The sequence below is a fragment of the Microbulbifer maximicatervae (SeqCode) genome (genome assembly GCF_052467695.1).
Genome location: NZ_CP174320.1, coordinates 4,901,036 through 4,926,024 on the forward strand (window position 1 = coordinate 4,901,036; position 24,989 = coordinate 4,926,024).

20 protein-coding genes are annotated in these 24,989 nt (G+C 45.5%); 3 read left to right on the forward strand and 17 right to left on the reverse strand.

Annotated elements, in window-relative coordinates:
* Positions 1–42: 42 nt before the first annotated feature.
* Both tnpA and ACJJI8_RS21530 read right to left on the reverse strand, forming a co-directional pair.
* Positions 43–477 carry an IS200/IS605 family transposase gene (tnpA, locus tag ACJJI8_RS21525; RefSeq protein WP_444933710.1) on the reverse strand — a complete coding sequence of 145 codons (435 nt, stop codon included), beginning with the start codon at positions 475–477 and terminating at the stop codon, positions 43–45.
* Positions 478–589: 112 nt separating this feature from the next.
* Positions 590–1,180, reverse strand: coding sequence for an RHS repeat-associated core domain-containing protein (locus ACJJI8_RS21530; protein ID WP_444933711.1), 591 nt, complete (start codon positions 1,178–1,180; stop codon positions 590–592).
* Between ACJJI8_RS21530 and ACJJI8_RS21535 the strand changes: the two genes are divergently transcribed.
* Entirely contained in the window at positions 1,170–1,559 is a 390-nt protein-coding gene (locus tag ACJJI8_RS21535) for a type II toxin-antitoxin system RelB family anti-toxin (RefSeq protein WP_444911142.1), read from the forward strand. The two genes, ACJJI8_RS21530 and ACJJI8_RS21535, sit on opposite strands and share 11 nt — an antisense overlap.
* 176 nt (positions 1,560–1,735) lie before the next feature.
* Here the strand turns inward: ACJJI8_RS21535 and ACJJI8_RS21540 are convergent, their stop codons facing one another.
* The 12 genes from ACJJI8_RS21540 to ACJJI8_RS21595 all read right to left on the reverse strand — a co-directional run bounded on the left by ACJJI8_RS21540 (position 1,736) and on the right by ACJJI8_RS21595 (position 20,011).
* The gene (locus ACJJI8_RS21540) at positions 1,736–2,410 is read right to left on the reverse strand and encodes a hypothetical protein (protein ID WP_413662601.1); all 675 of its coding nucleotides are present in this window, start codon (positions 2,408–2,410) and stop codon (positions 1,736–1,738) included.
* Entirely contained in the window at positions 2,407–2,985 is a 579-nt protein-coding gene (locus ACJJI8_RS21545; RefSeq protein WP_444911143.1) for a hypothetical protein, read from the reverse strand. Before ACJJI8_RS21545 ends, ACJJI8_RS21540 begins: the two co-directional genes overlap by 4 nt.
* Entirely contained in the window at positions 2,982–3,452 is a 471-nt protein-coding gene (locus tag ACJJI8_RS21550; protein ID WP_444933712.1) for a hypothetical protein, read from the reverse strand. The genes ACJJI8_RS21545 and ACJJI8_RS21550 overlap by 4 nt, the downstream gene beginning before the upstream one ends.
* A 75-nt stretch (positions 3,453–3,527) precedes the next feature.
* Positions 3,528–4,070, reverse strand: coding sequence for a hypothetical protein (locus tag ACJJI8_RS21555; RefSeq protein ID WP_444933713.1), 543 nt, complete (start codon positions 4,068–4,070; stop codon positions 3,528–3,530).
* A gap of 357 nt (positions 4,071–4,427) precedes the next feature.
* Positions 4,428–4,916, reverse strand: coding sequence for a hypothetical protein (locus tag ACJJI8_RS21560; protein ID WP_413662605.1), 489 nt, complete (start codon positions 4,914–4,916; stop codon positions 4,428–4,430).
* 558 nt (positions 4,917–5,474) lie between these two features.
* A complete protein-coding gene (locus tag ACJJI8_RS21565; protein ID WP_413662606.1) occupies positions 5,475–6,101 on the reverse strand; it encodes a hypothetical protein in 627 nt (208 codons plus the stop codon).
* A 1,517-nt stretch (positions 6,102–7,618) separates the two neighbouring features.
* Complete coding sequence (locus tag ACJJI8_RS21570) at positions 7,619–8,074, reverse strand: hypothetical protein (protein ID WP_444933714.1); 456 nt, start codon at positions 8,072–8,074, stop codon at positions 7,619–7,621.
* Positions 8,075–8,171: 97 nt separating this feature from the next.
* Positions 8,172–9,857 (reverse strand): RHS repeat domain-containing protein, encoded by a 1,686-nt coding sequence (locus ACJJI8_RS21575; protein WP_444933715.1) that lies wholly within the window; start codon positions 9,855–9,857, stop codon positions 8,172–8,174.
* A gap of 226 nt (positions 9,858–10,083) precedes the next feature.
* Complete coding sequence (locus ACJJI8_RS21580) at positions 10,084–10,398, reverse strand: energy transducer TonB (RefSeq protein WP_444933716.1); 315 nt, start codon at positions 10,396–10,398, stop codon at positions 10,084–10,086.
* 61 nt (positions 10,399–10,459) lie between these two features.
* Positions 10,460–10,978 carry a hypothetical protein gene (locus ACJJI8_RS21585; RefSeq protein WP_444933717.1) on the reverse strand — a complete coding sequence of 173 codons (519 nt, stop codon included), beginning with the start codon at positions 10,976–10,978 and terminating at the stop codon, positions 10,460–10,462.
* Between the two features lie 43 nt (positions 10,979–11,021).
* Complete coding sequence (locus tag ACJJI8_RS21590; RefSeq protein ID WP_444933718.1) at positions 11,022–11,489, reverse strand: hypothetical protein; 468 nt, start codon at positions 11,487–11,489, stop codon at positions 11,022–11,024.
* The gene (locus ACJJI8_RS21595) at positions 11,489–20,011 is read right to left on the reverse strand and encodes an RHS repeat-associated core domain-containing protein (protein ID WP_444933719.1); all 8,523 of its coding nucleotides are present in this window, start codon (positions 20,009–20,011) and stop codon (positions 11,489–11,491) included. Before ACJJI8_RS21595 ends, ACJJI8_RS21590 begins: the two co-directional genes overlap by 1 nt.
* A gap of 291 nt (positions 20,012–20,302) precedes the next feature.
* Between ACJJI8_RS21595 and ACJJI8_RS21600 the strand changes: the two genes are divergently transcribed.
* A complete protein-coding gene (locus ACJJI8_RS21600) occupies positions 20,303–21,328 on the forward strand; it encodes an IS630 family transposase (RefSeq protein ID WP_444933720.1) in 1,026 nt (341 codons plus the stop codon).
* A 72-nt stretch (positions 21,329–21,400) separates the two neighbouring features.
* On the opposite strand, the gene ACJJI8_RS21605 is transcribed toward ACJJI8_RS21600, so the two are convergent.
* From ACJJI8_RS21605 to ACJJI8_RS21615, 3 genes are all read right to left on the reverse strand, one after another.
* Entirely contained in the window at positions 21,401–23,140 is a 1,740-nt protein-coding gene (locus ACJJI8_RS21605; protein WP_444933721.1) for a SulP family inorganic anion transporter, read from the reverse strand.
* Positions 23,141–23,231: 91 nt separating this feature from the next.
* Positions 23,232–23,645: a protein tyrosine phosphatase family protein gene (locus tag ACJJI8_RS21610; RefSeq protein WP_444933722.1), complete on the reverse strand. Its 414-nt coding sequence runs from the start codon at positions 23,643–23,645 to the stop codon at positions 23,232–23,234.
* A gap of 55 nt (positions 23,646–23,700) precedes the next feature.
* Entirely contained in the window at positions 23,701–24,579 is an 879-nt protein-coding gene (locus ACJJI8_RS21615; RefSeq protein WP_444933723.1) for an MBL fold metallo-hydrolase, read from the reverse strand.
* 92 nt (positions 24,580–24,671) lie between these two features.
* Between ACJJI8_RS21615 and ACJJI8_RS21620 the strand changes: the two genes are divergently transcribed.
* Entirely contained in the window at positions 24,672–24,986 is a 315-nt protein-coding gene (locus tag ACJJI8_RS21620) for an ArsR/SmtB family transcription factor (protein WP_282932131.1), read from the forward strand.
* The last annotated feature ends 3 nt before the right edge of the window (positions 24,987–24,989 follow it).

Here is a 24,989-nt window from a genome sequence, read left to right on the forward strand (position 1 = left end):
CGCATAGCGGGTGGCATGGTGAAAGCCCCCAGAGGGGGCTTGTTACAATCCCGCCAATTGCATCTGCTCTTGCCGGCGTTCTTCAACCTCTTGATTCTTGATGTACTCTCGAATCATCTGCTCATCAAGCCCTACTGTACTCACGCAGTAGCCCCGAGCCCAAAAATGTCTTCCTGTGAAATTTCTCTGTACATGCTTGTACTTCCGAAATATCCGGATCGCAGATTTCCCTTTCAGAAACCCAACCGTATTGGAAACACTTAACCTGGGAGGAATCATTAACAACATATGAATGTGATCCCTCATTGCGTACCCCTCGACCAACTCAATGCCTTTTTGACGACACAAGTCTCGGAATATTGCTCCAATCTCACGTCTCAATGCCCCAAATAACGCTTTCTTTCGATACTTGGGCACAAATACCACATGGTACCTGCAATAATGTTTCACGTGAGCTTGGCACTGCCAATCTCGCATATGGCCTCCTTAAAGAACTTGCCGGTTCATGGAGGCCATATTTTTACTCTGCACGCCGGAACGGCAGAGCCTTGTCAAGTCTCACCGCCAGAGGCGGTGGTTTACCCATGTATTAATTATTTATTCGAGTAGATGCTTCAAATCTATCTTTTTGTATAAGTGAAAACTCTTCATCAGTTAATTCCCCCTGTGTTGCGGGGTAAACATTATTTTCTTTACTCTGCCCACTTACACCACCAGCAGAAGATACACCTGTATTCCCCCGACTAGCCAACCCCATCAAATCCGAGGTCACGCTCGCAGCTGCCGCACTTGATGCGCCTCCCAGAGCAGTCGAGCCCATCTGAACCGTATAACCATTTGAAGTCTGTGTAACTTTCGCTGTTCGGGTCAGCCGGCTGCCGGTCTGTTGATACTCAACCTCTACCGCTTGCGCCTCAATGCTTTCCTCTTCATCAACCTCATCAGCCATCTCATAACCCGAAGGATCGGTCCCTGCCAGCGGGTTATTCATAATATAACTGTAGGGATTCAAGCTCTGGCTATTGCCAGGACTCTGGATCACCGGATCAACACTCAAGAAACGTCCAAGGTTATAATCATAGGCCCGTCCATTCATATGGATCAACTCCACATCGTCCAGATGCTCGTGATCCGTAAAGCCCCGGGTGAAGCTACCCCGGGAGTACAGTATGGGCACCACAATCTTTTGGTTGCTCACCATGGAATTTGTCAAACGCCTAACCACCCTGCGTAAAGAGCGCGGTCTGACTCAGCAAGCCCTGGCCAACGCCATCGACTTGCACGTCAATCAGATTAAACGGTACGAGGCAGGGACAGCCCAGCCTACCCTGGACACCTTGGTCAGGCTCGCCAAGGAACTGCACACCACCCTTGATGACCTAGTGTTTGGTGAGGATCACCGCAGCCCGAGCGACGACCTGCGCTTACAGTTCGAGGCGCTGAGCCAGTTTGATGAAGAGGAACGGAAGATCGCCAAGGCATTATTGGAAAGCTTGATTCTCAAGCACAATGCCCGGCGCGCCTTTACGGATGATTTGAAGCCGACGGGAAGGCAGTAAAGAAGCTGGACCCCACCACCAAGCGACAGGTCATTCAGGTGATCGATACGTTTATCGAGAATGCCAAGCTGAAGAAACAGGCTTGATAGTCCATAACGATAAAGCCCCGACAGATTACTCTGCCGGGGCATTATATGACCTAAGGTTCAAGGCTAAGCATTCCCCTCACCTCGCTATCATCGACTAGTTCTATAACTCACGCTCATCAGGATATATTTCTTGTCGTCTGTTACAGATACAAACGCTGTACCTCCCTGCAAGTCAAATACTATCCCATCGCCAAAAACTTGAGCATAGCTCCCCTTCGTCGGACTCATAATTGACGAAGATAATATTTCTTCCACATATACCTTTGACCAAGACTGTGAAAGATTTGAACCACAATTAGTTTCATCTCTCAATCCAGTAAGATAGGAGTCAAGCTGCTCTCTAAACGTTTTTGTTTTAATAAACCCTCTAAATTTAACCCCATCCTTTTCAGATATGTTAGATATTTCACTCGCAATAAGATCAAAATGGGAATTATCAAGGGGAGCAATCAGAATTTCTGTCGTGCTTTCTGAAAAATAAAGCTTCACCTTGTCGAATTTGGATTTTGCTAAGTCATCAACTGAGATCAATTGATTATCAAGTACCGGAACCAAAGAGGAGCGATATTTAACAGTCTTTAGGTTAGAGTAACGGCCAAATGAACCTTCAGGCTTAAGCCAATCGCCACCACCAATTGATTCAGAACTGAGCTCTGACAAAACCTTACACATCCTATTCAACTTGGCATCATCAGATGACCAACTCAGAGAGCACAGAGAAATCAAAGCTAGAACAAGAGCGCCTAAATATCTCTTTTTCATAACTTAGTTACTCCTGTCTCAACAACATCATAAACAGCTTCATAGACCTTTATTTTCCCCTCTGAAGTGTTTGTCCTATCATAAACAATATCTCGCATCTGCTGTTTAAGCTGTTTTCCAGGGTCAAACTTCCCTCCACCAGGGAAATATTTCCACTGTAAATCACCATATTGTTTTGCAACAGTTTTAAGATGTTTCGTTGCCCAAGAAGACCTTAACCCTCTCATTGCCTCTTGGGTCATTGCTCCCAGCTCCAAATTGTTAGATGGGTTATTTTCTAATAAGAAGCGGTAAGAGTCTATATTCTTCCTGTCTATGTACCCTATCGAAACAAGCACCGCAAGGAGAGGGGCATTATCTTTATGATCCTCATTTTTACGAATCCACTTACTTAGAAGCTTTGCGTCTCGAGCAAAATCATCATCTAGTTCGTTAGCCAAATTTGCCAAGCCTGCGACCTCACCAACACCAATCGAAAAGTTGGCTTTTTGAAAACCAGACTGATCTAGTGATGCATCACCACTCTGCCCAATCCATGAACACCTTAAACTATTGCTCTTCAGGTTCTCTTTCAATCTACGAAGTTTTTGATCGACTCTATAATTTCATAACATCTAATCCCTTCAAGCTTATAAGCTTTATCTGTACAGACAACCTCGTAAATTAAATTCTGCTCAATAGACAAAAGCCAACCAGGTGAATCAACATAAATTACATTTTTATCTTTATGAATTATCGAACTAGATTTTTTCAACCATAACCCATCTAATTGCTTCTCGAGCTTCACCAAGTAAATGGAAGGCCTCAATAAAATTTCCTTATGAGAAACGCAAAATTCATCCAAAAATGCATTAATCTTCACATTTTTAAGCTGCTCTCCGCCAGCTATCACTGTAGAAAAATACACCTCTTGCCCACACAGTAATGGTGACAGTGCTTCGTTAACCCAACTAGGAATAGAGCGATCCCCCTCAAATCTAAACTGTGAAATAGAATTCACCTTAATTAATAATATTCGATCATCTGGAGATCTGGCACGCATTTCCTGCGAAAAAAACTAACTGAGACTAAGGATAAAAATGATATTAAATAAAAAATTTTCATTCTCTGCCTCGCCCTACTGATCTCTGCGCCTAACCCAAAGTTCAATATTACCTGCTTCATCACCAGTAAGTGTTCTCACAGTTATTCTCCCAGATCTTGCTTCCAATACTTTTATAATACCCGACTGGGTCCGTAAATAATTTGGCTTTTGATTGCTAATAATGTTGTGGTGATCTCCCGGACCGAAATTTTCATTCAACCTATTTTGAGTTCTATATGAACGACCTATATCTCTTCGTGAATATAAGGGATGGGTATGAGCAATTGCTATCATCGGGTCTGAGCTAGAGACATTTCCGTCGACCTGATCACCATCAGAGCTGAGCACTGTTGATATATATGGCTCTCCATCTGAATCTAGTCTATAAACCAGTAATTCCTCACCACTCCGATACGGCAAGCTGCGTAAATCATTTATAGCTTTTAAGTCAGCAATCCCATCAGAAACTACATCTTCACCAAAATATGCAACATGGTGGCCGTCTATTTCTGTCCAACCGTACCCACTCTTTTGTTTCGCCAGTGGAGTTCTTGAATTTTTCGCTCCGACAGACAAACTATCGCCACTCTGGCCAGAAGAGTTGTTCCGACGCGAACCCGTCGCTATCTCCGCTACAACCCCAATGCAATCAAAGAGTTAAAGAGCACTCGCACCAAGGCGAACACCAGATTATCAGGTCACAACCCCCAAGGCACTTCTTCGCTTGATTATCCGCGAGCTGCTGGAAGGCAGATTGTGAAGTATGAGGCCCGGCGCTAGACACGTACCGGATAATAATAAAAGCCCCGGCAGATTGCTCTACCGGGGCTTTCTTTCGGTTCAGTAAGATTACTATTTGAAGAAAGCCCAAGTCTTTCCTTTTTTCCGGTATATCTCTGTGCACCGGATATCCCGAGTGTGTTTCATATCTCCCTATCTGCGTGTATCTTGAATAGCACTCACAGAATTAATATACAAAACCGAGTTATATACATAGATATACCAATGAGTATATCTCGTTAGATAAAGCTGTTCACCACAAGAGACACTATCGGCAACTCCCTCAATAACTTCAAATTTTCCACTATTTATTAACTGCCGACTTATCGTCTCTGGCATCCCATCCGCAACTATCTCTAACTGCGGTCCACTGACAACCAAGTATTTTAGCTCACCTTTATCTATTGCATTATTCGCTTCTACAACAGGGTCTTTCAAAAGATATTTACGCAGTATCTCAGCTTCTTTACACGAAGAATTTTTGTCGTACGTCTTTGATTGAGACAAACTATACAACCTATCCATATCCTCATTTAAGTGAGAAATAAACTCTTTTTTATCAAATTGATTTACCACTTCGTCACTCTGAGCAAAAACAGAACTTAAGACCAAGATTACACTAAAAAAAATTTTATTAATCATTGTTTATTGCTTATATGCATTAGCTAGTCGCGATAAGTCACTTGCTTTAACGTGGCGACCTTCGCTGTAACTCATTATGGAATTTGTGGGGTTCGGCTGATGTCTGAACCCTAGGTAGTGCCCAAATTCATGTGCTGGGGTTATCGGGTAGCGCCAAAACTTATCCTTTGAGTACCTAACCACAAATACACCATCAGGTGCACCAGTAGCTATGCCAGGCGGCCCCTGAAATCTCATTCCTTGAGTAACATAATATACGGCACCACCTTCTTTGAAATCTAGCTTCATTGTATATTGATGACCACTCTCATCCACCCTAGTAACATTCCACCCTTTAGATATCCGCTCCAAAGTTTCAATAAAAACTGATTCAGGCTCATTTGGATTCAAAAGGCTTACTGGGTCGACATTTAATTCGATTAGGGTACGATTTTCTTTTGTCTCAACCCGTATATGTTCCGCAACTATACTGTTCCACTCTACCTCATTGGAGATTTCAGGTGGCTCGGAAAATGTATCACCTTCAGAAGATTTACCACTCTACCCATTACCGTTTTATCAATCGTTTTTGACTACCACCATTGATGAAGCTATATCTACCAGCATTTTTTGTGCTTTGTTAAGCCACTTTGGGTTAATTTCTTTACTGTTGGTAATAAAATCAGCCTGCACTTGAATATAGATATTCTCAGTTAATGGGAATACGTAATCAGTAGAATTCAGGTTACCCGTAAGCTTATATGAGATCCATTTGGCACCGTTAATGGTTTCGTAGACACATTGAGATGGAAGGTCAACCCCCGAATTACTTATCCTTTCCATCAATAACATCTCTAAGTCTGCATCATTGAAGATGCTGCCTTCAAAACTTGATGGAACCTTCCTCACTCTCACCTTTATATTCAATGCCCCCTGAACCCCTTGTAATAGTCCGCCACTAAAATCCCAATACTTCTTAATGGCAGTTATTGATTGGGCACCAACATCCAGCCTTTCATCAGTCAAGTTTACAAACTGTAGCGATTCTGTGGTAGGAAAGTCTTTACTTTCATTTGGTGGCAGCTTGATATGAAAGCTCTGCCTTCCAATTTTTACATTGGATTCATTCCAATTAGAGCTTTCGGCCATCACGGCTCCGCTAACTAAAGTTAAATACGCCATAAATAATTTTAAAATATTGGACACTCTGATGCTCCTTTCACTATTTTCATATTTATCCTTAGTGTAAGGTAACGTATGCGGGCTATTTTGTGATCCACCATAAGCTACATTATCTAGTTGCCCTAGTGAACCAAGAATCCTTATTGGATTCAGCTTGTTTAATCCACCGATACTTGGCACTGGGTCGTAAGGGCGGTCTTAATAACCTAAGTTTGTAACGCCAGTGTTTCTCAATATCCCACTGGTTGGCCACCTATTATTACCACCTGAGTGGAAAGCAACTCTCAGGTTAGAAAAGTTACCGCCGTTATATCTTACCGCTTTAGAGAAAATTATCCCGCCCTGACTGTGGGCGAACCAGCTTACCCCTAGATTGGATATTGCCTAAGACAGCTGATCTTAACTACAAACCAGTAGAAATATGATCTTTAGCCTCTTTTTGTCTACCATTCAACCTATTACTGTCCAGCATTCAACATTATTTATGGGTGAATTCGCTTTATGGATTCAAGTCTCCCACTAAAAGCACCTGAAACACCTCTCTCCCGAGCATTGAAAACTTCCTCCGCAATTACATATTTTCCATTTAAGAAGCTCATATCTTTCTCACTATCTTTTAGGTGAAGATAAACCCCGTTTTGATCGATGAGAAACTCTGCCGACCCTTTATCAAGGTAAATGGCTGCATCTTTACCCTCTGAAAAAAACGCCTTGGACTATAATTTTATTTCCGTGATAAGCGCCTTTATTTGCGATTAAGTTAACAATTGATACGAAGCATTTGTCATTTTGACAGAGATCACCTTTGGCTAGTGCTTTATTTGAAATGAAGAAAACAGTTAAAAAAGTTATTACATATAAACCAATTATGAGATTCTTGAAATTCATGGACTGCTCCAGGTGTTAATATCCGAACTAATTGTAGAAACATAAGTTTTAAACGGCCTGTTAGATCTATAGTCGTTATAATACGCTCTAAAACTAAAATGTTTAAGTCTACCGCCTGGTGTGGCGATATAAGCGTCGACTCCTCTTCGAACAGCTATCCCCAAGCCTTTCCTCCAACCTTGATACCCTTCGCTCCAGCGATTTGAGCCACCGGGAAAGGACTCTGAATCTCCACCTACCCTTGAGTGAGTATGGATATAGGCTTTTAACTCGTATTTCAAAGAAGGCGCTCTAATGGAGTCAAATGCAGCATTCTTTATAGTATTTTGCTGGTAAGTAGTAGCAAGGCCAACGAGAAAATACTTACTAGCTTCCTCAGAAAATATATATTTGAACAAACTTCAAGGTCATGCTTCATCGATATTGGGTTAATTACATTTGCCTCTGCCGCATCTGCTTGGGAGTCGAAGCCTCTCAATAACTCATTGTTATTCCACCCATTAATTAAATCCATATTAAAGGCTAATCGTTTTTCCTTAGAAAGCTCCGAGTAATTTGTTGTTGCTGTTGAAATGCTTGGATCATTGTGACTTTCAGCACTCTGCCCATCAGGGAACTGAATAGCTACAAAATAGCTTTTGATTCAAACAACTCTAGTAAGCCTCACCTAAATCAATTTTATTTCTATCTGCAATTTTCCACAAAAAATTGGCGAAATTCACCAACGGTTCTAGCTCCCTTTGACTAGATTTTGTGAAAGGGGAGTGGTAACGCCATATCTGTCCTTCATTTTCAAATTTGTAGGTCCAGGTTGAGCCATCTATCACCTCATAATTATCAGAAGTAGGGATAACAGAAAGCGCATCTAAATAGTTCAAAAAATCTGACAACTCTTCATTAGACAAAGCTACCCGGTAGCTTTTTGCATCAGAGCCCTCTTGATTTACAGCCTGATTTGGAAACACCTTTATAAGTAAGGTCCGCTTTTGTTCGCATTTCACAACTCTAAAAATGACATGTGAATCAAAGGATCGGCCAACCTCCATAATAAAACCATCGAGATCGCTCAATTCTTCACTGGCTATTACTTTGGCAGTCGAGAAATTCATGAGAGAAAAGACCATAACGTAGATCAACAAATCTATCGGTAGCACTCTTCTAAACCTGGACCATGAAAGCATATATCTATACAGGGGGATATAATATTTAGAATTCAAAGGTATCGACATATGGTCGCCCTCCATTAAGTATTACTTCACGCTTGTGTTCTACTGCCCTATCATAACTCCAGCCTTTTGTTGCATTTACAAATTTACTCGGATCAAACCTCTCCATTAAAGTTGAGGACCGGGCAATATACTGGATTTTTAATTTCGCCCCTAATGCATTCGCTATATCACCAGATAATTTACCATCAATCGCACTAATATAGCCGCTAAAGGTTGTTCCCCTAGGGTGGTTGTGCCACCCAATAGCCGCATTGGAATCTGAAACGGATTGCCTTCTAAACTCGCTTCTTAGGTTCTTGAACCCCCAGTGACTACCAGATTTAACGATATCAGCAGCAATCTCAAATTGATATTTCTTACCAATCCCAGCTAGGTGCTTTGTTAAAAACTCTGCGACCTCTTCATGAGAACTCCCAATCTCCTTTCTCTCAACACCACCAACAGCATTTAGCACCTCTCCCCATGCCTTCCTCTGATCCATTTCAGTCATATGTGACCAAAGGTTTATTTTTACTCCTTCCCGGCTGATCAAAGTACTTTGAGATGTCGCTCCACTCTGCCCACTTACACCACCAGCAGAAGATACACCTGTATTCCCCCGACTAGCCAACCCCATCAAATCCGAGGTCACGCTCGCAGCTGCCGCACTTGATGCGCCTCCCAGAGCAGTCGAGCCCATCTGAACCGTATAACCATTTGAAGTCTGTGTAACTTTCGCTGTTCGGGTCAGCCGGCTGCCGGTCTGTTGATACTCAACCTCTACCGCTTGCGCCTCAATGCTTTCCTCTTCATCAACCTCATCAGCCATCTCATAACCCGAAGGATCGGTCCCTGCCAGCGGGTTATTCATAATATAACTGTAGGGATTCAAGCTCTGGCTATTGCCAGGACTCTGGATCACCGGATCAACACTCAAGAAACATCCAAGGTTATAATCATAGGCCCGTCCATTCATATGGATCAACTCCACATCGTCCAGATGCTCGTGATCCGTAAAGCCCCGGGTACTGTAGGCGCTTTCCAGGGTCGCAGAATCTTTATCGAGAATATTGCCCTGTCGCGGCTTTCCAAAGGGATCGAAGCTATGGCTTTCTTTTAGGTTGCCGGTTTCATCGCCCACGGCAACAGCGGAGCCCAGTCGGTCGCGGTGGCTGAAGCCGATCTTGTGGGTAATCTCACTGTCTTTCTCAATGCTGGTGAGCACGGCAATATCGCCGATAAAGTGGCGGTATTGAGTTTCACCGCAGCCGGTAATCTTTTCGAACAGCTTGTCGATATACAGGGTGGTCTTGCCGCTAGTTTGGTTCACCTGCTTGTAGCGCATCTGGTCGGCACCATAGTAGAAATACAGATTGGCGCCGTTGCGGCTGATGTGGGTAGGTTTATTAAAGGCGTTGTACCAAACCTGCTGCGCGCCGTTTTCATGGGTGCGGTTGCCGTTTTGATCGTAGCCATAGGTCTTGGTACCACCGCTGATCAGACTCACGCTCTTCACTGCACTGGGGCCGTCACTACTGCCACCGGTGTAGCTGTAGCTGCTGGCGAAATCGTCTTTTTTCAGCAGGTTGCCGATAGCATCGTAGTCGTAATCGATACTGGGGCCATCGGTGCGGGTGCTGTAGTCCAGGCGATTGAGGGCTTGGAAAGCTTGATTCTCAAGCACAATGCCCGGCGCGCCTTTGCGGATGATTTGAAGCCGACGGGAAGGCAGTAAAGAAGCTGGACGCCACCACCAAGCGACAGGTGATTCAGGTGATCGATATGTTTATCGAGAATGCCAAGCTGAAGAAGCAGGCTTGATAGTCCATAACGATAAAGCCCCGGCAGGTTGCCCTGCCGGGGCCTTTTGGATTTCGTTTGATATAAGCTGTAAGGCTGGATCCCGAAAATTATTTTACCAACCCATCCTCCGCAACAAAAAGATATTGCCCTGTTTTGTTAAAAAGTGATTCTTTAAATCTAAACTTATCCAAAGCTTTTAGCGCCGCGCGGTTATAAAGCTGAATCGGACACGAGTTTATTATTCGACTATTACTCACTTGCCCTGATTCATCGACGTCAAACTCTACGAGCACCCATCCATTTTGAAACTCCCTTGAAACTGGCTGCCTTGGAATTCTAAATGTGGCCGACTCCACTAGCGCGTCCAATGTTAATGCCCGAAGCTCATTCATCTCAGGGAGCTGTTTGCAATCATTACTCATAGAGTCCCCCTGAGATTGACATGACACAGACAGAATAAGCCCCAGAACAGCAAGTAAAAATTTAATCACTAATAACATCCCCCTCTTCAAAATAGCTCTTTCGAAGAGGCATTTTGTAATTCTTCCGATATATGTTTTCAAACATTCTCGTAGCCCTTATCTCTTCCTGATCGTCATACCTCGGGCTTAAATTGAAGGCCCGAAGAGCTACTTGAGTATGCCCAATCTCATGCGCAATAAGGCTACCCATTGTTGAAGTTCCAAAATTATCTCCTGGCACCGTATATTCCCTCATTGCTGCCAAGTAGCCCTTAATGTTTTGCGTGTATTCAATTTCGTTAGATTCCGCGTAAGTTCGAAACGCCTTGTCAAACTGGTTAGGCGAGCCATCAGGAATCTCAATAAAGGTTAGCATCGTCTTATCCTTTATAAACTGGGAGAATACTTTTTGCCCTATGCCAAGATTTCCAAACGCATATAAAGCCTGCCTCAAAGAATCAGGCAGTGGAGTTTCAGTTGTGGTCGAATCGTGAAGCGTCTTTCCTGGGAACTCAGTTTTATGAATCACATTATTTTTCACAAACTGCTTGGAAATATCGTTAGGTTCATTACTCTGACCAAATTTAATTCAGTGAGGAGCATTTAGAACCATCGTATCTTTCAAATGCACCAAAACTTCTTTCTAAATCCTTAGAAATCGTCAAACCAACAGGGATACAAATAACCTTTTGTGGCACTCCCCAATAAAGCACTTTCCAAGAGTTATCATCTAACTGCTGAACAGCAACAAAAATTTCTTTTTGTCCAGTAACACTTTCTAAATGACTTGCTGAAAGCTTAACTGTAACCTCGTCAGCAATTTTTGCCTTGCCCTTTACAAGGGCTACAGATTCAAGCACCACATTATACTGATTAGAAATTAGAATCGAAGATTCTCTTAACTCTCCAGAATCCTCTGATAACAGCGAAGCTGACTTTGGCACTCCCGTAATTACAAATACTTCGGGAGTGCTCTCAGCTGACAAGCAAAAAGCCGAATCGAACAACAGCAGAAAACTGACCAACAACGTAAATCTATTTCCATATTTCACTATTTGGCCCCTCTCAAGGTTCTCCAGCGCCCAGGCTCCTCTGTATCAACTCGCCGATATTTATACTTTTGAGATATTCGCCCAACTTCCCAAATTTTACTCCCTCTCGCTCCAATTACGAAGCTAGGTTTAGCATAGGCTTTAACAGAGCTGTGATCACCAGGCCCTGGTTTTTGCTCCAAGCCTAGGTAATGTACATGTGCGATCGCTGAAGCACCAGCTGTTCGGATTACCCCTCCTTGAGCCGGTAAGATACCAATATCCGTAACAACGACTTGTCCTTTAGAGTTTTGTGTCATCATCAGGAACTTTTCTCCTGTCACATTAATATTTGCTAATGCTGTTGCCTTAGAAACATTTCGAAGGAATTCAATATAAGCATCAGGGGATACAACGTCATCAACACTAGATGCTTGACGAGCATTAACTCTTGCTGCGGCCTTTTTAACTTCAGAATTGTTTTTAAACCCCTTATCCATAACGGGAGCAGTTTCCCAAATACCATCTTCCACAGCCTGCAGATACTCTTCTTGAGTAAGATTCAAACCATAAGTATTTTTTTCGGGCTCGTTACTCTGCCCACTTACACCACCAGTAGAAGATACACCTGTATTCCCCCGACTAGCCAATCCCATCAAATCCGAGGTCACGCTCGCAGCCGCCGCACTTGAAGCACCCCCCAGTGCAGTCGAGCCCATCTGAACCGTATAACCATTTGAGGTCTGTGTAACTTTCGCTGTTCGGGTCAGCCGGCTGCCGGTCTGTTGATACTCAACCTCTACCGCTTGCGCCTCAATGCTTTCCTCTTCGTCAACCTCATCAGCCATCTCATAACCCGAAGGATCGGTCCCTGCCAGCGGGTTATTCATAATATAACTGTAGGGATTCAAGCTCTGGCTATTGCCAGGACTCTGGATCACCGGATCAACACTCAAGAAACGTCCAAGGTTATAATCATAGGCCCGTCCATTCATATGGATCAACTCCACATCGTCCAGATGCTCGTGATCGGTAAAGCCCCGGGTGCTATAAACGCTCTCTAAGATAGGAGTATCTTTATCAAGAATATTGCCCTGTCGCGGCTTACCGAAGGGGTCGAAGCTGTGGCTTTCCTTTAGGTTGCCGGCTTCATCACCCACGGCGGCGGCAGAACCCAGCCGATCTCGGTGGCTGAAGCCGATTTTGTGGGTGAGTTCACTGCCGTTATCTGTGCTGGTGAGCACGGCAATATCGCCGATAAAATGGCGGTATTGGGTTTCACCTCCGCCTGTAATCTTTTCGAACAGCTTATCGATATACAGGGTGGTCTTGCCGCTGGTTTGGTTCACCTGCTTGTAGCGCATCTGGTCGGCGCCGTAGTAGAAGTACAGGTTGGCGCCATTGCGGTTGATGCGGGTGGGTTTGTTAAAGGCGTTGTACCAGATCTGCTGCGCACCATTTTCATGGGTGCGGTTGCCGTTCTGGTCGTAGCCGTAGGTCTTGGTGCCGCCGTTGATCAGGCTCACGCTCTTCACTGCACTGGGGCCGCCATTGCTGCCGCCGGTGTAGCTGTAGCTGCTGGCAAAGTCGTCTTTTTTCAGCAGGTTGCCGATAGCATCGTAGTCGTAATCGATACTGGGGCCATCGGTGCGGGTGCTGTAGTCCAGGCGGTTTAAGGCATCGTAGTAGTGATTCTCTACATTGAGTGCCGGAGTTTTTGAGGGCAGCTGCACTACCTGCTCGGACAAGTTGCCGAAGCTGTCGTAGCGGTAGGCAATACCCTGGTGGTTTTGTACCAAGTTATCAAAAGTAGTGCCGGCCATCTGCCCGGTTTCTGCATGGAAGCTGCGGCCGATGGTGTAATTGCCGGCGGCGACATTGGCAAACTCCCATTCGCCCCAGGCATCCATCTGGGTGATTTCCCGGTAGGTATAACCACTGGCGGCATTGCTGGTGCGGAATTGGTAGCCGGCATTGTTATAGCCGTATTGGAGGGTGAGCCCGGAGGGATAGCTGAGCCCTTTTAGGCGGCCATAGTTGCTGTCGAAGTGATTGACCGTCACAAAGTCTTCACCATCGATGGCAGTAGTGACTTTGTAGGGGCGGCTCAGGGCGTCGTAGCTATAGCTGCGCGCATAGTTGGCATCGCTGCGGCTCTCCTGCGCGGGCAGGCCTTTGCCGTTGGCGGCGCTGTCGTAAGTCCAGCTGGCTTCCTCGGTGCCGTTGACACTGCGGCTGTCCATGCGGCCGAAGCGGTCGTAGGTAAAGCTGGTGATATCCAGGTTGCCGTCTATCTCGGTTTCCACTTCACCAAAGCCGGTATAGGTAAACGATTTGGAACCCATATTGGGATCGTCCACCCATTCCTTCTGGCCAAGGGCGTTGTACTTGGCAGTGATGCGATTGCCGCTGGCATCCTGCAATACGATGGGATTGCCGGCACCGTCGTAGGCATAACGGGTAGTGCCGCTTAGGGCATCAATGGTTTCAGTCAGTTGCTGCAGGCCGTTGTAGGTGCGACTCATCAGGCGGCCATTCACCTGAATACTGGTAGTAAATCCACTGGCCTGTTCGTGGGTGTAGGTCACATCCAGTTGTTGGCCGTTGGTCTGGTTTACCGTCTTGCGCAAGGCGCGTCCGAAGGTGTCGTAATCCGGGTAGCGAGTGCCATAACTTGTGCCGCTGCTGGCGTAGTGCGGTACCGATTCGAAGGTGGTCTGGCCCAGTGCGTTATAGGTAACGGTTCGTGCAATCCAGTCGCTACCGTCGAAGGCTTGAATTTCTGTACGGATTACACGGCCGAGCTGATCGTAATAGGTAATTCGTTCCGGCATACCAGCCTGCTGCTGGATGGTTTTAAACACCGCATCCGACGCACGACTACAGCCGGAATTACACCACTGTAGGGCAGTATAGAGATCCGGTGCGGCCTTAAGTCCAAGTGCAGAGGGCGCCGTCACATTAATAGCACGACCAAAGGCGTCGTAACTGTAACCAGTGGTCAAACCATTGGCATCAGTGACCGAATCCGGCTGACCGAACTTGGCGTTGGTCTCGGTAGTTACCGTATGGCCCAAAACATTTTTAACCGTTTTGGGGAAGTATCCATCGGCGCTAAAGGCGGTGGTCTCCACTACCCGGGTTTGCGCCTCCCCTTCTGCTGACGTGGTGACCTTGGTGAGCAGACCGTGACTGTTGTACACGGTATCCACCTGAGTCCATTTACCATTAGACGGTGTGGTTTTTACCTGCTTGGGTTTACGGGCGTTGCTATCCCACTGCAGGAAGTCCACCACTACGGATTGCTGCTCATCCGTATTTGCAGCGATAGAAACTCCATTGCGGCTTTGAATGGATTTTTTGGTGACTGTCTGCTTCGAAGGTTTATTGATCCACCAGCTGGTCTCATCCGCAGCTGCATATTGGGTATCTGTGGTGGATACGACAATATGAGAACTATTGGCTTCCTCATAGCGGTTTTCCGCTGATAGTACATTGCCCCAGGCATCAAAGCTGGTGGTTTGGTTCTGGGTGTACAAATGTGTACGGCTATTGCCAGATTTTTCTAGCGTGCGGTAAGTCGAACTCTGTTCTTTAGGCCCAACAAAATAGGGGTCATTGGCGGAGACGCTCCACGAATCCGTGAGGGCGTCCACCTCTACGGGGGATGAGTGGCCGCCCTTGGGCCAGAACTGCCATTCAAAACTGGACTCCTTAAAGGCATTGACGCTGCTGCTATCGGCAGTACGATCTCCCAGCTCCCATTGACGCTGCTTATGCAGTTTGCCCGACAGGGGGAATATCTGGTGGAAGTCAGACTGGGATTCTATATCCGCAGCCAGGTCTTCCTCAATAATGGTGTGGAAGCCCTGGAAACCGCGGCCCTTATTGTTAAATACAGCCCCCTTGTAACGATACTGCTTTTTATTCAAGCCACCAACACCATTGGACTGACGATGCTCTGCCACCACATACATGCTGGAGGTAAACTCGAAGTGATCTTCCTGTACTGAGGATGGCAGGTTATCCAAGTAGCCACCGCGCTCATAGAAGGGTTTTGTACTGGAATGGTAGCGGTCATCACGGGAAGACAAGGGGCGATAGTGCCATTCATCCCTAGACCCAAGTCCGTTTTCTATAGAAGCCAGCATATCCAGTGGCTCATAGCGCTCAGAGCCCGTTGCAGCGCCTTTATTCCGATTGATATACAACCCCGCAGATTTTCCAGACATCGCACCCGTAACATTACGGATAGTGCAATCGGTCATCGTAGTTCTACAACCGTAAGCAAATACTAAGTCGCTAAGTCCGTTGCCAAAACCGTCTACTACCACCGTTTCCACAGCAGATCCCACCAATGGGGTATTCAGCATTTGCACTGAGAAGTTGCCGCTCGCATCCTCCACAAACTTCATAGCTTTATATTGGAAAACACTATCATCGAAGAATTCAGTATTCAGCGATGCCCAGGAAAAAGCCCCATCTGGCTGCTGGTCGACCGGGTCATACAACTCTGTGCCACAACGCTCCTCTTGGTCACCATCATCAATAATTGTATGACAGGCCTCAGCAAGATAATTTCCTGGCACCAAGATTTCAGCGCGTCCATCCGCATCATAATCGAACTGCCTAAAACTGTGAGAATAGCGGGGATATTGCAAGAATGTGATGTCCCCCTTAAACTCTCCAAGCGGTAATTGACGAGTTTCAATATCTGCCCCTGCCACAGGCTGCCAATCTGTAAAGGTGCCATCTCCCCTGTTCACAGCAACCATAAAAAGTGAGGATTGCCAGCTGAGCCAGTCAGTAAGTCCATCACCATTTACATCCATAAAGTAATGAAAGTGACTCTGCTGGAAGGGAGCATCGCCACCATTAGATAACAGCGCTTTTTGTTCAAAGGCCAAACTTCCTACAGAGCTCGGCTTGGCTAAAAAAACTATTTTGGGAGTTGGTTGATCTGTAGCGAGTTGACTTTCAGCATCAATATAAAGATCAACCTCAATAAAGTCCTCGGAGCCGTTTCCATCGACATCACCAATAAATTGCACTTCACTGGTTCTAAATTCACCTATCGGCGCGCCAGCATTGAAAGTTTCAAAATCGTAAACTCTGACAGGCGCGGTAGAAAATGGCCTGCTGACTTCTCCAGAATGCAAGTACAATTGCAAGTATCCCGAACCATCGAGGCTACCGCGCTCTACAATAACATCTGGCCAGTTATCTCCATTAAAATCCCCAAAACTGCGGATTAACTCTACACCGGTTAAATCGAAGGAGATATCTGTGCTCAGCCAAGACCTGTTGCCATTACTATTTTCATAACTGATTTGTAGTTTTCCAGAATTTATTTGCCACATATCAGTTTTGCCATCCCGATCGAAATCTGAAATCAGGCAATACATCCTATGAGTCAGTGGGTTACTGCTACAAAAATCACCCGCATACTCTTCAGAGCTTCTAAATACACCTTCAGCATCATGTCGCCAAAGTGGCCAATCAACAACACCATCTCCATCGACATCACCTCTTGAATTTAAGGACAATACTCGATTTAAGTGCTGTAATTGTGGCGACAAACTACCGCTACTATTCAAATACCCCACTTTTTCCAGGGTAAAAGTGGGAGAATTCTCATTCCAGCCTAAAGTGCTGGCGGGAAAGCACTCTCCACTTGAATTACACTCTTCAATTTTATTTAGCAGGCTGCGAGCAGAGGCATCACTTAGATGATAAGAAAAGTGATAACTTCTAATAACACTACTGGAAATACGGGTATCAATACTTATTAGACGTTGGGTTGAACGCGTAAGTCCACCTGCGAGATACATCGAAGATATATCAGGGCGAGCTTCATATTCAAAATGAACCCTTCTATCTCCCTGTGAATCCCCCTCCCCAGAGTAATAGATATCCGTTAATAGGTGCTCACCTTGAGAAAAATTAGAATATTCATAGTGAATTGAATTAGAAATAATAGTACGGTCTTCTACCTTGGCTAAAGCCCAGCTGTAAATCTGGCTTTTACCACCGTGAGAGTGACGAGAATCTGAGGTTGAGCCGTAATAGGCTATCCGGCCATTCTTATACTCCACCTTAAAGTAAGTTGAAGCACCATTGATATCACCGGTTTGTGTAATTTTGGCAAAAGTATCTATCAACGACCGATAGGTAGCCCCAGACTGGCCATAAACTCCAGATACTGCGATTAAACGTTCACCATCCAAACACAGCTTATCACTATCTGAATCGTAATTTACAACCCCCTTTACCCCGTCAATTGCCAGAGATTCAGGGCACCTAGAAATTTTTGAGGTCGCATTAATAGACCACCCAACCCCAAGAAGGTTGTTGCCTGCTCGGCTGCTAAAGTTAACGCTCACACTTGGCCGTATTTCATTACGACCAGGTGGGAGTTGAATTGGAATATTGTATGACGCAGCTCCTCCGGAAACAGAGCCACTACCCTCCAATGTGCCAACCCCAGCATTATGAGACTTGGGGCTTGCTTCAATATAGGCGCTATCAAGTGGTGTAATACCTTCAACCAAGCCTTGAGCCCATTCTGGATCACTTGGATTAGTACTGCCATTAACCTCTACTTCATTAGAAGTAGTCCAAGCCCCCTGACTATTTTCCAATGTTGCACGTACTCGATATTGATAAGTCCCGCCAAGTGAGACGGAAATAAATTGAGTAAGGTTTGACCCTTTGTAAATTGTTGCCCAGCTGCCAGACTCAAACCGCTCCTCAAGTTCATAGCTATCAGCACCATCAACTGCACTCCAGTCAATTGAAAAGCTATTACCAGAAACCTCTGAGGGAACCAAAAGCTGCTCTACACCACGAATAACAACAACGGTGGATGTTCTAAAGCCACTCAGCAAGCCACCCTTTATACCGGCTACCCGATATGAATATTCCCCGGTAAGTAAACCGGAGAGATCACAAGCTGTCCCAACGATCCTGCAAGTCTCTACCCAAGCACCATTTCCCTTGCTTTGCTCTAGTATATATTCATCAGCTCCAGGCACTTCTCCCCAGGAAATTTTCAATTTCCCCGCAGACTTATCTACCTCTGTGATAGTGATACTTGCGGGGATAATGGAGACCACAGCACTTGCAGAGGTTCTCCAAGCTCCAACACTTCCACCTAGCTTGGCTCGAACCCGGTACTTATAGCTACCCGAAGTACTTAATGTCAGCTCTCTTGAGGTTTCTTGTAAATTCGCGAGGGTCGACCAACTACCGCCATTAACCTGCTGTTGAAGCTCATAATCACTGGCTGCAGCTACTGCCGCCCACTCCACTGCGAATTTTCCATCATTATCTTCTGACGGCACAGTAATTGATTCAGGAGTTAGAATAACGACTTTACTACCCGAGTTGCGGTATTCACTATGTATGCCTTCAATAACAGTTGCTACTCGATATGCATAAGTAGCTGTTTGCAACCCTGATACGGTATGGGAGTTATCAGAACCTGTATCCAGACTCACCCAGCTACCGCCATTTTTTTGCTGCTCGAGAATATAGTTGTTAGCTCCGGAGACATTATCCCAGCTAATCGAGAAACTACCATCGGTATCAACTCCCGAGGGAAATGTTATGGATCCCGGCCGCACACTGACATAAAAGCCCCCGGAATATCGCCAGGCACTATACTTACCTGCAAGCTTTGCCCTTACGGCATATTGGTATTTTCCGGTAACTTTTCCAGAGAGGGTGATTTCTGTAGCACTCCCCGTGTATATTGTTTTATAACTATCGTTATTGAGCTTTTCTCGCAGCTCATACTCTTCAACACCACTAACAGATTGCCAGCTGATGCTATAGACTCCATTGTTATCGCTTGCAGGTGTTGCGATTGATGATGGCCGGAAAATAACAGTAACGGTCTTTATACCTGTCCAACTACCACAAGAAATTGCACTAGAAAATGCACTGTCATTACAAGCTCTGGCCCGATACTGGTAAATACCATTATCACGCCCACTGATGTTTACTGATTTACTTGATGAGTTGCTGACACGGGCCCAACCACCATTATTCTTTTTCTCTTGTAACTCGTACCTGTCTACAGAACCAGAAGCGTTGCTCCACGAAATTTGGTAGGAACCCTCTTGTACCGAGGTAGGTGCAGTAAAACCACCGGGCACACCCGGTGAAAGTAAAACTTCTGTAGTGGTGGTCCCCAGGGTAACAATTCCCGTAGAGGAGGAATTAGGCTGGCCTGGCTCCGGTAAAGGCTGAGGAAGCCCTCCATCGCCAATAGTGCTATGCGCAGCAATCGAGTATTTCCAAATTCCATCAGATCGACCCGAAACAGTTACGGAGGTTTGGGTCGGCCCTACCGGCCCTACTGACGTTGTTCCCAGAAACACACCATTTTTGTACTCTCGTACAACTGGATCCTCATGACCAAGCGGCAAAATCCAACTGACAGTAAATTGCCCATCCTTATCAATTGATGGCGATGTAACTGCATTTGCGTTAACCGAAAAAAATGAAATGGCTAAAAGGATTCCCACTAGAAGCTTCATAACTCCGCCAAGACCCAATATAAATAAAATTATTTAATCGGCATCCTAAGGAAATGTTCACTTGAAGCAACTTAAAACAAATAACGAACCATCTAAAAACCTGCCTATTGTGTATTTCATATATAAGCTAGATTTAAACTTTTGCAAGATATAAAGATGAGCCTAACCACAGAAATCAATTAAAATACATATCATCAGAAAACATGAATAACTGGTACAGATAAAACAATTAAGGAGATCAACTTACTAGCGGGGCAGAAATAATCAGTACACTCTGGCAATATAAACTGCATGAAATACGATGCAAGAAAACTTAGTACTGAGGAGCAGCACCTCATACGTAAAATTGCTGTTCAGCGAGTATTTGATGGAGAATCTGCGGCGGAGGTTAGTCGTAGCTTAGGGTTGGGGAGCAGAACTATTTTCCCATGGTTAAGGACTGCTCGGGAGAAAGGTATTGAAGCGCTATCTCCAAAAATTAGACCTGGACGCGGTAGAAAACTGTCAGCTATTGAAGAAGAGGAAGTCAAGAGATGGATTATTGGTAGCGATCCAAGGCAATATGGCTTTGACTTCGGGTTGTGGACACGTCAGATCGTATCGGATTTGATTTTTGAGAGATTCAAGATTGAACTTAGCGTTTCTAGTGTCGGCACACTTCTATATCGACTGGGCCTGACGCCACAAAAGCCTCTACGAAGAGCTTACGAGAGAGATGAGAAGGTGGTGAATAAATGGGTAAAGGAAGTCTACCCAAAGATTAAATCTTATGCGAAAAAAACTGGGGCAGAAATATTTTGGCTGGACGAGGCTAGTATCAGATCAGACGATCCACTCCAAAGGACATGGGGAGAAAAAGGAAAAACTCCAGTGGTAAAAACGAGTGGTCAAAGACAGTCAATCAATGCGATCTCAGCTTTATCGAACAGAGGTGGCTTCTGGTATCATATTTATAGTGAAAAGTTCACGGCAGAAAAGTGCGTAGAATGCTTCAAAAATTTCCAGAGAAGTCAGAAAAGACCAGTGATTCTCATTGTTGATGGGCACCCAGTACACAAATCGAAAAAGGTATTGGAGTATGTCGATTCACAGGATGGCAAGCTTGAAATGGTATTCTTACCGCCATATGCACCAGACCTAAATCCAGATGAGTTGGTCTGGAATCGTATGAGAAATATAGGGACCTCAAAGAAGCCGCTGAAAAAAGGTGAGACACTAATGAGGCGTGCAAATGCAGACTTGCAGAGTCTCAAGAAAAATAGAAAACTTGTAAAATCATTTTTTCAAGAGTCGACTGTATTCTTTGCTGCTGCCTAGGTAGTAACCTCCATCCAAACATTTAAAACAATCCCAAAGAAGCTCGGATCAGATATTTTTTTTAAAAAATATTTAGGTCGATTCAGCACTATCATTAACAATTGAAATCGAAGAAAAAGCTTGATACTGGGTCAAAAAAACCTGACCAGACAGCACCTGCAGAAAACTACTCCTCTCCAAACGGTCCATCACCGGACCTTTAACTTCAGAAAGATGAAGTCGAACACCTCTATTAAGTAAGATACTGTTTATACTTTCCAGTACTTCCAAGGCACTCCAATCAATTTCATTAACGGCACTACACATCAGGATAATATGCCTGACCTGGGTATTACCTCCTAGACGGCTATAAATACGCTCTTCCAATGTACTTATATTAGAGAACATCAGACGGCCATCTACTCTAAAAGTAAGAATCTCAGAAGCAGTTTTAACTGGGTGTCGATCTATGTTGCGGAAATGCTCAGTGCCTTCGATTAATCCTACCTCTGCAATATGAGGCTTTGATGCGCGCCAAATGAATAATAATAGCGATGCACCCACTCCAAAGAGCACTCCCGACTCAACGCCAAATAATAGAGTAACAAAGATTGTCACCGCTACAGCAAGAAAATCCGCCTTGGAAAATTGCCAAGTTTTACGCAAGATAGAAAAATCTACCAATGAAAGTACTGCAACAATAATAGTGGCAGCGAGAGTAGCTTTCGGAAGAAAATATAGTGGTGACGTTAGAAAAAGAGCTGTGAATCCAATGCCCATTGCGGTAAATAGGCTGGCAAACTGTGTTTGTGCTCCCGCGTCAGCATTTACAACTGAGCGTGAGAAGCCACCACTTACCGGAAATCCACCAGAAAAACCTGCTCCAACATTCGCAAACCCTAAAGCCACCAGTTCTTGGTTGGAATCAATTCTTTGTCTACGTTTTGCGGCTAAAGTCTTTGCCACGGATATCGATTCTACATAGCCGATGATAGCAATCATTAGCGCAGGTAACGCAAGTGACTCAAATAGGGAAAGCGACAGCTTTGGCAAGGTAAATTGAGGCAGCCCCGAAGGAACACTGCCAACAAGGGCTACTCCCCATGCTTCAAGGTTAAAAGTATATGAGAAGTACACGGTTATCAGCACCGCTACTGCGGGGGATGACTTAGACAGAAGATTAGCGGTATCAGCTGTAATTCCTAATCTTTGCAATAGTTTTGCCGCACAAGCTCTAGATAGGTATAGAAATAGCACCACCCCCAAACCGACTAACAAGGTCAACTGATTATAGCCACCCAAGTTTTCAAACAAGCCAGGCAACAGCTCTAATATTGTATCTCCATGGACCGATAGCCCCAGCAATTGGGTAATCTGATTAAGTGCAATTAATAATGCAGAAGCAGTTATAAAGCCGGAGATTACTGGGTGTGATAAAAAGTTAGCGAGAAAACCTAACTTTAATATACCTAATACAGTGAGAATTACCCCGGACAAGAGCGCCAATATCGCTGCTGCAGTGAGGTAGTCTACCTCCCCGCTCGCTGTTACCTTTCCAAGAGCAGCGGCGCTCATTAAGGAGATTACCGCTACAGGTCCTACGGATAGTGTTCGACTGCTGCCTAACAGGCCATAGACTAGCAGCGGAACAATACTCGCATAGAGGCCCACCTCAGGTGGCAATCCGGCAAGCAAAGCGTAAGCAAGAGACTGGGGAATAAGGAGCACGGTAACAATTGAAGCCGCCAGTAGGTCCTGGGTTAGCAGCTGCCGATTATAGGAGTGAATAGTTGCCAGAATGGGAAACCATCTGGTGAGATGCTGCATCGCCATGATCTGTTTTCCGCTCTGGCCTTACGGCCTGAGTTCTATCAGCTTAAAAGAAGGGTTTGAATTGCAGCACCAAAAGTGCTGCATTTTAGAGCTAGGGTTCAATCGATATCAGCACCGCACCAATATCGAATCCTGCGGCCTGGGCCTGGGAGTTGAGCTGCTTTTTATCTGCCCCCATCAGGATCTTGGCACCGGCCCATACCTGGCTGGAACGATTTCCCGTCCGGCAAAACGCGTGCACTTTGTCTCCTTCCTGCAAAACATCACGAAATGCCTCGCAGTGATTCCGCATCATACGTCCGCGAGTAAAAGGTATAGCCACAAATTTAATGCCCACCGCCAATGCGGCCTGCTCCATTTCCACATAGGAGGGGTGAGTTTCACTCTCACCTTCCGGGCAATTGCATACTACAACTTGTACCCCACTCTGAGCCAATGGCACCATAATTTCACAGGCTATATGCTCAGAAACGCTCACTTGTTCATCTAATTGTTTAATATTCATTGTCACCTCAGTTCTATGCACTCAACTGAATAAATATATCGATCAATAATTTCGTCTAAAGCTGATTAAGCGGCACTTTCAAATAAACCGTACCATTCGATTCTGCCGGGGGCATTTGCCCCGCGCGAATATTCACCTGCACAGACGGTACTATCAGCCGCGGCACAGATAAAGTGGCATCGCGCTTGCGGCGCACCGCGACAAAATCTTCCTCGGCAACCCCATCGCGCAAATGAATATTCTCCCTGCGTTGCTCTCCCACACTGGTCTCACACTGATAGCCCCGCTTACCTTTAGGCGGGTAGTCGTGACACATAAACATGCGGGTTTGGTCGGGAAGGGACAAAATCTTGCGCACTGAACGATACAGCTCTGACGCATCGCCGCCGGGGAAGTCACATCGCGCACTGCCAACATCCGGCATAAATAAGGTATCGCCAACAAAAAGCGCATCGCCGATTAGCCAGGCCATATCTGCGGGGGTGTGACCGGGACTGTAAATCACTTTCGCTGCCAGCTTACCGACCTGGAAAGTTTCACCATCCTTAAAGAGATGATCAAACTGACTACCATCTGCCAGGAATTCCCGCTCAAGGTTAAATACATCGCGGAAGATTTTCTGCACCTGGCAAATGTGTTCACCGATCCCAATACGCCCACCCAATTGCTGGCGTAAAAACGGTGCCGCTGATAAGTGGTCAGCATGGGCATGGGTCTCGAGTATCCACTCGAGAGTCAGATCTTTCTCTTGAATAAATGACACCAGCTCCTCAGCACCTCGGCTACTGGTGCGACCTGAGGCTGAATCAAAATTCAGCACAGAGTCCACAATAGCGGCGGAACCCCCTTCCCTGTCGTACACCACATAACTCCAGGTTTCTGTATCCCGATCCAGGAACGGCTGCACCCGGGCACAGTGTTCTTCGTGAGCCATCTTCTGCTCTCCCGTATTCACTACACCAACAATATACAATGTGATATTATATAAAACAATATATTGTAATTGTGTAAATTGATTTAGTACCTATGCCTGATACTGAACACCTCGATCTCAACAAAATGCGCGATTCCGCTGGCCAGGCGGCAGCGATGCTGCGCTCCCTGGCCAATCAGGACCGCTTGCTACTTCTATGCCAGCTCAGCCAGGAAGAGTTAAATGTAGGCGAATTGGAAGAGCGCCTGGGTATTCATCAGCCAAGCCTGTCCCAACAATTGGGCGTCCTCCGCCGTGAAGGCCTGGTCGAAACACGCCGCGAAGGAAAAAACGTCTTCTACCGGGTTGCAGACCCTCGAGTACTCGCCCTGCTGCAAACCCTTTACCAGCTCTACTGTGCGGAGTAATCC

Bases quoted from the DNA above. Each gene is read 5' to 3' on its own strand.
- tnpA (WP_444933710.1), bottom strand. From the start codon at position 477: ATGCGAGATTGGCAGTGCCAAGCTCACGTGAAACATTATTGCAGGTAC.
- ACJJI8_RS21535 (WP_444911142.1), top strand. From the start codon at position 1,170: ATGGGCACCACAATCTTTTGGTTGCTCACCATGGAATTTGTCAAACGC.
- ACJJI8_RS21540 (WP_413662601.1), bottom strand. From the start codon at position 2,410: ATGAAAAAGAGATATTTAGGCGCTCTTGTTCTAGCTTTGATTTCTCTG.
- ACJJI8_RS21550 (WP_444933712.1), bottom strand. From the start codon at position 3,452: ATGCGTGCCAGATCTCCAGATGATCGAATATTATTAATTAAGGTGAAT.
- ACJJI8_RS21560 (WP_413662605.1), bottom strand. From the start codon at position 4,916: ATGATTAATAAAATTTTTTTTAGTGTAATCTTGGTCTTAAGTTCTGTT.
- ACJJI8_RS21570 (WP_444933714.1), bottom strand. From the start codon at position 8,074: ATGAATTTCTCGACTGCCAAAGTAATAGCCAGTGAAGAATTGAGCGAT.
- ACJJI8_RS21580 (WP_444933716.1), bottom strand. From the start codon at position 10,398: ATGAGTAATGATTGCAAACAGCTCCCTGAGATGAATGAGCTTCGGGCA.
- ACJJI8_RS21595 (WP_444933719.1), bottom strand. From the start codon at position 20,011: ATGAAGCTTCTAGTGGGAATCCTTTTAGCCATTTCATTTTTTTCGGTT.
- ACJJI8_RS21600 (WP_444933720.1), top strand. From the start codon at position 20,303: ATGAAATACGATGCAAGAAAACTTAGTACTGAGGAGCAGCACCTCATA.
- ACJJI8_RS21605 (WP_444933721.1), bottom strand. From the start codon at position 23,140: ATGGCGATGCAGCATCTCACCAGATGGTTTCCCATTCTGGCAACTATT.
- ACJJI8_RS21610 (WP_444933722.1), bottom strand. From the start codon at position 23,645: ATGAATATTAAACAATTAGATGAACAAGTGAGCGTTTCTGAGCATATA.
- ACJJI8_RS21615 (WP_444933723.1), bottom strand. From the start codon at position 24,579: ATGGCTCACGAAGAACACTGTGCCCGGGTGCAGCCGTTCCTGGATCGG.
- ACJJI8_RS21620 (WP_282932131.1), top strand. From the start codon at position 24,672: ATGCCTGATACTGAACACCTCGATCTCAACAAAATGCGCGATTCCGCT.